Origin of the sequence: Vibrio splendidus 12E03 (genome assembly GCF_000272105.2) — a bacterium.
GTDB lineage: Bacteria > Pseudomonadota > Gammaproteobacteria > Enterobacterales > Vibrionaceae > Vibrio > Vibrio splendidus_I.
In genome coordinates, this window is the sequence record NZ_AJZD02000305.1 from 40,695 (window position 1) to 46,855 (window position 6,161).

Annotated in this window: 6 protein-coding genes and 1 pseudogene; 4 read left to right on the forward strand and 3 right to left on the reverse strand. The window is 43.9% G+C overall.

Features of this window, described 5'->3' with window-relative positions:
* Window positions 1-65: 65 nt before the first annotated feature.
* Entirely contained in the window at window positions 66-2,045 is a 1,980-nt protein-coding gene (locus A142_RS19255; RefSeq protein WP_017071247.1) for a replication initiator protein RctB domain-containing protein, read from the forward strand.
* Between the two features lie 380 nt (window positions 2,046-2,425).
* Here A142_RS19255 and A142_RS19260 read toward each other — a convergent pair whose 3' ends face one another.
* A complete protein-coding gene (locus tag A142_RS19260; RefSeq protein WP_019823343.1) occupies window positions 2,426-2,944 on the reverse strand; it encodes a hypothetical protein in 519 nt (172 codons plus the stop codon).
* A pseudogene (locus A142_RS19265) lies at window positions 2,941-3,817 on the reverse strand (ABC transporter ATP-binding protein). Before A142_RS19265 ends, A142_RS19260 begins: the two are co-directional and overlap by 4 nt.
* Before the next feature lie 185 nt (window positions 3,818-4,002).
* Here A142_RS19265 and A142_RS19270 point away from each other — a divergent pair.
* Window positions 4,003-4,197, forward strand: coding sequence for a hypothetical protein (locus A142_RS19270; RefSeq protein WP_017061218.1), 195 nt, complete (start codon window positions 4,003-4,005; stop codon window positions 4,195-4,197).
* Window positions 4,198-4,386: 189 nt separating this feature from the next.
* The gene (locus A142_RS19275; RefSeq protein WP_019823346.1) at window positions 4,387-4,947 is read left to right on the forward strand and encodes an NADAR family protein; all 561 of its coding nucleotides are present in this window, start codon (window positions 4,387-4,389) and stop codon (window positions 4,945-4,947) included.
* 175 nt (window positions 4,948-5,122) lie between these two features.
* Here the strand turns inward: A142_RS19275 and A142_RS19280 are convergent, their stop codons facing one another.
* On the reverse strand, window positions 5,123-5,881 hold the full coding sequence (locus A142_RS19280; RefSeq protein WP_019823349.1) for a substrate-binding periplasmic protein: 759 nt from the start codon (window positions 5,879-5,881) through the stop codon (window positions 5,123-5,125).
* A gap of 88 nt (window positions 5,882-5,969) precedes the next feature.
* Between A142_RS19280 and A142_RS24525 the strand changes: the two genes are divergently transcribed.
* A partial coding sequence (locus tag A142_RS24525; protein ID WP_139137194.1) for a hypothetical protein occupies window positions 5,970-6,161 on the forward strand: 192 nt, incomplete at its 3' end.

A 6,161-nucleotide genomic window follows, 5' to 3' on the forward strand; every position in this document is an offset into this window, starting at 1 on the left:
GATCATTCTTTCTTTATCATTCAGGAACTATAGTGAAATTACGGTTAGTGTGATACGGATCAAAAATGAAACCAGAAGAGAAATTGTTAATTAAGGCACGAAGCCACAAAGATGGTCATTTATTTGAGGTATCTGAAACAGCCGTTGAATGGATAGAACAATATCAACACTTCAAAGGTGTCACCAAAAGCATAGTTGAGCTTCTTAACCTAATTTCACTTCGTGGGTTTAGCAGCAAAGACGGGTACGTTTCCACCACTGAGATTATTGAATCAACTGATGGTCAGGTCACTCGCGCGGCCTTACAGCAAAGGCTGAGAGCAGCAGTTAATATCGGATTGTTCAAACAAATCCCCGTTCGCTTTGAAGAAGGCCTTGCTGGTAAAACCATGTTGCATCGCTTTGTGAACCCAAACCAGTTGATATCGGTACTGGGTGCCACCAGCTTAGTGACAGAAAGCGTGAAGCAAAATGAAAAGCAAAAGCGCTCTAAAGCCCTAGCTCAAACCAAAGTAAACAAGCGCTTACTGAACGAACATGGACTAAATACCCCACCAACAATGAAAGATGAAGCGGATCAATTCATTGTTTCACCAACCAATTGGGCAGGGATTATTGATCAAGCGTTAGCGCCACCTAGAACTCGTAAGAGCTACCAGAAATCCATGGTTTCGATCTCTGGCACTCGCGCTGTGATCGAGACACGATCTTCTAAAAATATCATGACCGTTGACGATCTGATGACGCTATTCGCGTTATTCACGCTCACCGTTCAATATCATGATCATCACCAAGATGATTACCATCTAGACGCGAAACACACGCCGAACAAAACACCACTCTACATCACTGATATTTTGTCTTTACGTGGCAAAAAAGATAGCGGTCCTGCTCGTGATTCGATCCGCGACAGTATTGATCGTATCGAATTCACGGATTTCCAGCTGCACGAGCTTACAGGCCGTTGGCTTAGTGAGAACATGCCAGAAGGCTTTAAGAGTGATCGTTTCCGATTCTTAGCTAGAACCATTACCGCATCGGAAGAAGCGCCTACAGAGGGTTCTGACGGCGAAATTCGCATTAAACCGAACCTATACATCCTGGTTTGGGAACCTTCGTTCTACGAAGAGCTGTTGACGCGTGACTATTTCTTCCTGTTTCCGCCAGAAATCCTGAAGCAACATACCTTGGTCTTCCAAATGTATTCGTACTTTAGAAGCCGCATGGCACGTCGCCATTCAGATAGCATGTTGCTCAGTGAGCTAAACCAGAAATTGGCACGTAACATCGATTGGCGTCGTTTCTCGATGGATCTGATCCGCGAGCTCAGAAAATTGGGTGAAGTCGGGGATCAAGAAGATACCTTCCTGGTTAATCTTTGGGGTTATCACTTGACGATCACCGCGTTGATCGAAAAAGGGAAAACGACCGATTATCAGGTAGATATCAAATGTAACGTGGAAGAGGTCTTACGTTACTCAAGAGCGCGTACCACTAACGCAGGTAAGCGTAATATGGCACCAACGCTGCCGAACCCACTTCGTAACGAGATGGTGTCTAAGCAGAAGCTGGAAGAGCTGTCTGAGATTATCGACGGTGAGTTTGAGCCAATTCAGCGTAAAGCACCGTCGCCAAGAGGCAAATTGGGACGTCGAGTTAAGCAGCGTAAACACTCTGTTGAGATCAACGCTGATGAGATCATGATTACTCTCTCTAAATATACCTCTGCAGAGGCTCTAGAACGCAGCATAACGGCTTTATCTGCTATGACAGGGCACTCACATGCCTCAATCAAAGAAGAGTGCTCAGAGCTCATTGAGAAGCTTGATTGGTTGAGAGTAGGGGAGGACGTTATCCCATACGAAACACTGAGTCGCTTAATTGAGCTTTACAACGACCGAGATAGCACCAGCAATCGACACTTGTCCATCGAACGTTTGATCTCTGGTTTAGCGGTGCGTCGTAAAGTGTGTAAACAAGTTCATGAAGGTCATTTAGACGAAAACGTGTTCCTTGCGCTCGATGAAATGGCGATTGGCCACTAGTGATTATCCTATCGCAATAAGCCTGTTTTACCGTCGCTGAATGGATAGTTTTGAACACATTAGGTGCTGATTAAAATCGCACCTAACGCTGACAAAGTGATGACAAAGTAACGCATCTAGTTGATTATTATTTATCCCGAATAGACAACCTTTGTCCTTTCTTATGATTAATAGATTGGCTCATATTTTGTTACATCATACTGAATAGATTTTTGCGAGTTCCTAAGGGACTCGCTTTTTTTTGCCTTAAATTCAGTCAATCATTAGAATTCAATAGCTTACATAATTAAACGCCGAAGCATGATCAAGGCTAGATCATGCTTTCTACGGATCTAGCTCTGATGAGATTTTGATTTGATGTTTGATCGAGAAGGGCTTGATCAGTGGAGATGGCGTTGAATGCTGCCTTGATCATCGTTTCGGGGATGGGTTGCCATAAAGCGTACATGCGATTCGATCAATTTCTCTGATTCGGCTTTCCAACGTGGTTCTTGCTGTTGGTTCGTAAACTCCAAAGCCAATACACACAAGTGTTGTAGCCGCTGTGTACACCACTCTTGCAAGCCAGCTTCTGATTTTGGGTCGCATGACACCGCTTGCAGCTTACTGTAGGCAAACATCAGGTATTGGTAGGCTTTATCTTGATGACTTGAGCTGTTGGCCTCCTGCGAAGCCAAGTCCGGATTCGATGAATCTGCGAGGTGGCGATAGAAAGTAAAGATTCTCAGGCACCCGTCTAGCCAACATGCGATGCCTTTGCTCTGCTCATCCGTGATCAATGGTCCCCAGAGCGCATCTGGAGGCATTAAGATCAAAGGTTCTAACCGGTCCACTTGATCATGCTTTCGGTCTTTGTACCAGTCTCCGATCCGCTCTAACCAAGTGTCTAGTTCATTCATGCAACATTATCCCATTGTTTTACAAAGTGATTATCAGCAATTTGCTTAACGTTATGCTGTATTTCACTGCTTTGCTCTCGAATACGATCAGCGTCTATTGAATAGTTTGGTTCATTTTTAACGAGTTCGCCAAACGGTAGATCAGGATCTGGCACCGCAGAGATCAATAGTTTGGTGTATGGGTGTTGAGGATTGGTCAAGATCGACTGAGTGGATCCCCATTCGACGATCTGTCCTTTGTACATAACTGCTGTCTCTTCTGCGATGTAATGTGCGGTGGCGAGATCATGGGTGATGTACAAAAAGCCAATCCCGAGCTCTTTCTTCATTCTTTGCATTAGATTAAGTGCGCCAAGTCGAATCGAAACATCCAGCATGGAGGTGGGCTCGTCCGCAAGAATGACCTCAGCGCCAACAGCCAGTGCTCTTGCTAGGTTAACCCTTTGTCTATGGCCTCCACTGAGCTCGTGAGGGTACTTAGCCAATGTTTCAATGGGTAACTCCACCAGCGTTAATAATTCTTCCAGGCGCTCTGCTAGCGCTTGTTTGTTGGCGACTTGCTTATGAATCTTGAGAGGGCGTGTTAAGTGGTGCTCAATGGTGTGAGTGGGATTGAGTGAACCAAAGGGGTCTTGAAAAACCATTTGCACACGGCTGCGATAATCCAAGATATCTTTACGGCTTTTCAGCGTAGAGATGTCTCTGCCTTTGAACAGTATCTCTCCCTTCGCTGTAGGGTAAAAATCGTGCGCAGGTGCTTTTACCACAACCTGATTCTCCGGCTAAGCCGAAAATCTCGCTTTAGCCTATGTGAAAGCTAACGGATTTTATTGCATTGAAAGCGGGGAAAATGAGAGTTGGATCAAACCACATTTCTTATGGGGAATCTTTTAAATGTAATTGCAGAAAATGTCTTTGGCAAAGTTTAAATGAGGCATTTATTAATTAGGTTTGTGAAGCGTCGGAATCATCACATTTCAGTACAGATTTTCTTAACAAGCGAAATAGCATTTGCTACAGATTACCTGTCCATTACATGGTGCTTTTCGGAGGAAAACATGTCCATTAATTCTATCAACCATGATGAAATGACAAATATTGCAAACAAGTGGGATGCTGAAGAAGAAGTATCTTTTAAACCAGAAAAGAAAATGAAGTCCGCTGAAGCTCGTCGTCGTATCGAGACTCTAAGAGAAATTAGAGAAAGCGGTTTGAGTCTGGAAGAAGCGAGGGAGCTAGGTCTTATTCACTAATAATCCCCATTGCATTTAGAAGGGTGGCACAATGCCACCCTTTGATTTATAAGTATTTTTTCATTTTTCCTATCCAGGTTTAATCAACTCCTTGATTCTTTGGCTCACTGTTCCGTTCAGCCTATCCCTTTTGATATTAAGCTTTTCAGATGAAAAACACGCACATGGCATACTCTTGAGCTAAGTTGTTTGACAGTAATATTCAACGCCACTAATTTTAAAGTTAAAGCAAAAATATGCGATGTCGTTGGTAAGGAGAAGGCTATGTCTAATTCTGTGGCTCAAGCTAAAGAAGTGCTGTTTTACGAACCCGAAGATCCGAACGGATACCTGTCAAATTTTGCCGCTTGTCCTATCAAGGTGGGTGATCAAGTTTGGGCAACCAGCGAACATTATTATCAAGCGATGAAGTTTGCCTCCGAAGCGCTACGCAATACCATTTTGGAAGCCAGTACACCTGCCGAAGCGTTCTCTTTAAGTCGTGACTACGAAAACCAAGTTCGCGAAGATTGGTATGACATTCGTGTTGAAGTGATGCAGTTCATTGTGACTGAGAAGTTCAGACAGAATCCACAGTTTGCGCTGTTTCTTACCAACACCGGAGATTCGGTGATCAAAGAACATTCGCACAAAGACCACTTCTGGGGCGATGGCGGCGATGGAACCGGTGAGAACCATTTGGGTAAGATTCTGATGGCAGTGCGTCACCAACTTCGTACTCAGCAACTGCATTTGATTGCTTCGCACTGATTCGTCGATTCAGATAGCGGATATGCTTATGATTACCCCTTAGACTCATTTAAAAGGCCGCCCTGCTATCTAGTATGAAGCAGGGCGGCCTTTTCGGTTTTAGAGAGTCAGGCATCAACGAGAGTTAAAGTACGTGACTAAGCTATCCGTTGCTAAGTTCTACTTTACGCTGGTGCTACAAGTAACTCTGTACGATGTCGTCAAGCTGTCCATCGTCTTTCATTTGGTCGAGGCGTTGGTTGATGAAGCTTTGCAGTTTAGGATCCATCTCAGGGTCAAACGCCAAATGGATAGGGTAGTTATTGATTACAGAACCAAACTCTTGCATCTGGTAATCATCAATACTCAGTTTTTGTTCGTTTAGGTTGTATTTGATTCGTGATTCCATTTCCACAAACACTGTGTCGCCAGGTGCTCGGTTCAGGACACGAAACGCAGCAGTGTAATCTTTTACTCGAATCTCGTTGAGCTTGCCTTGTTGGATATAAGGCTCCAAGTTCGGGTACTCAAATCCTTTCAGCAACACCACGGCTTTCCCATCGAGATCATCGATTGTATTGAACTCAAATGGCTTTTTACCGCTGCTGAGTAATACGTGTTTTACATTGTAAATCGGGTCTTCAGATAGATTCGCAGATTGAATATTCCCCCAACTAGGGCTGCCATAGGTAACCCAGTTTGGGTTCTCTCTCGCATCGAGCTTGTCGATCATTCGATTAAAAGGGTAGGTGTGGTAGTTGATCTCATATTGGCTGTCATCAAACACGGCTTCCACAATATCTGAAACAATTCCTCTGTGAGATGACCCGTCAGTTTCGATTTGAAAAGGTTGCGCTTGGCTCGCAATAATGTAGTAGTGAAGAGGTTCGCTTGCAGAAGCATAACTGCTTGAAAACAAACTGACTATGGATGCAACGATAAGATGTTTTTTCATAACCTTCCCTAGTTATTTGATGAATGACTACTATTATACTAGTTGAGTAATTGTAGTTTGCTAGGATAACAATAATGGTAATTTGTGTATGGTGACAAAAGGAAAACGCTACGTTGGACTCTCCCGACAGTTGATCGGGATGATAATAGCGATCAGTACCTTATTCACAGTTATAGTGACAGGTCTCGGGTTGTATGTAGAGTACCAAAGTCGAGTTTCTTTTATCAGCTCTCAGATCGAGCAGGTCAAGGCTGGCTACCTGTCCGGTTTAACGGCCAGT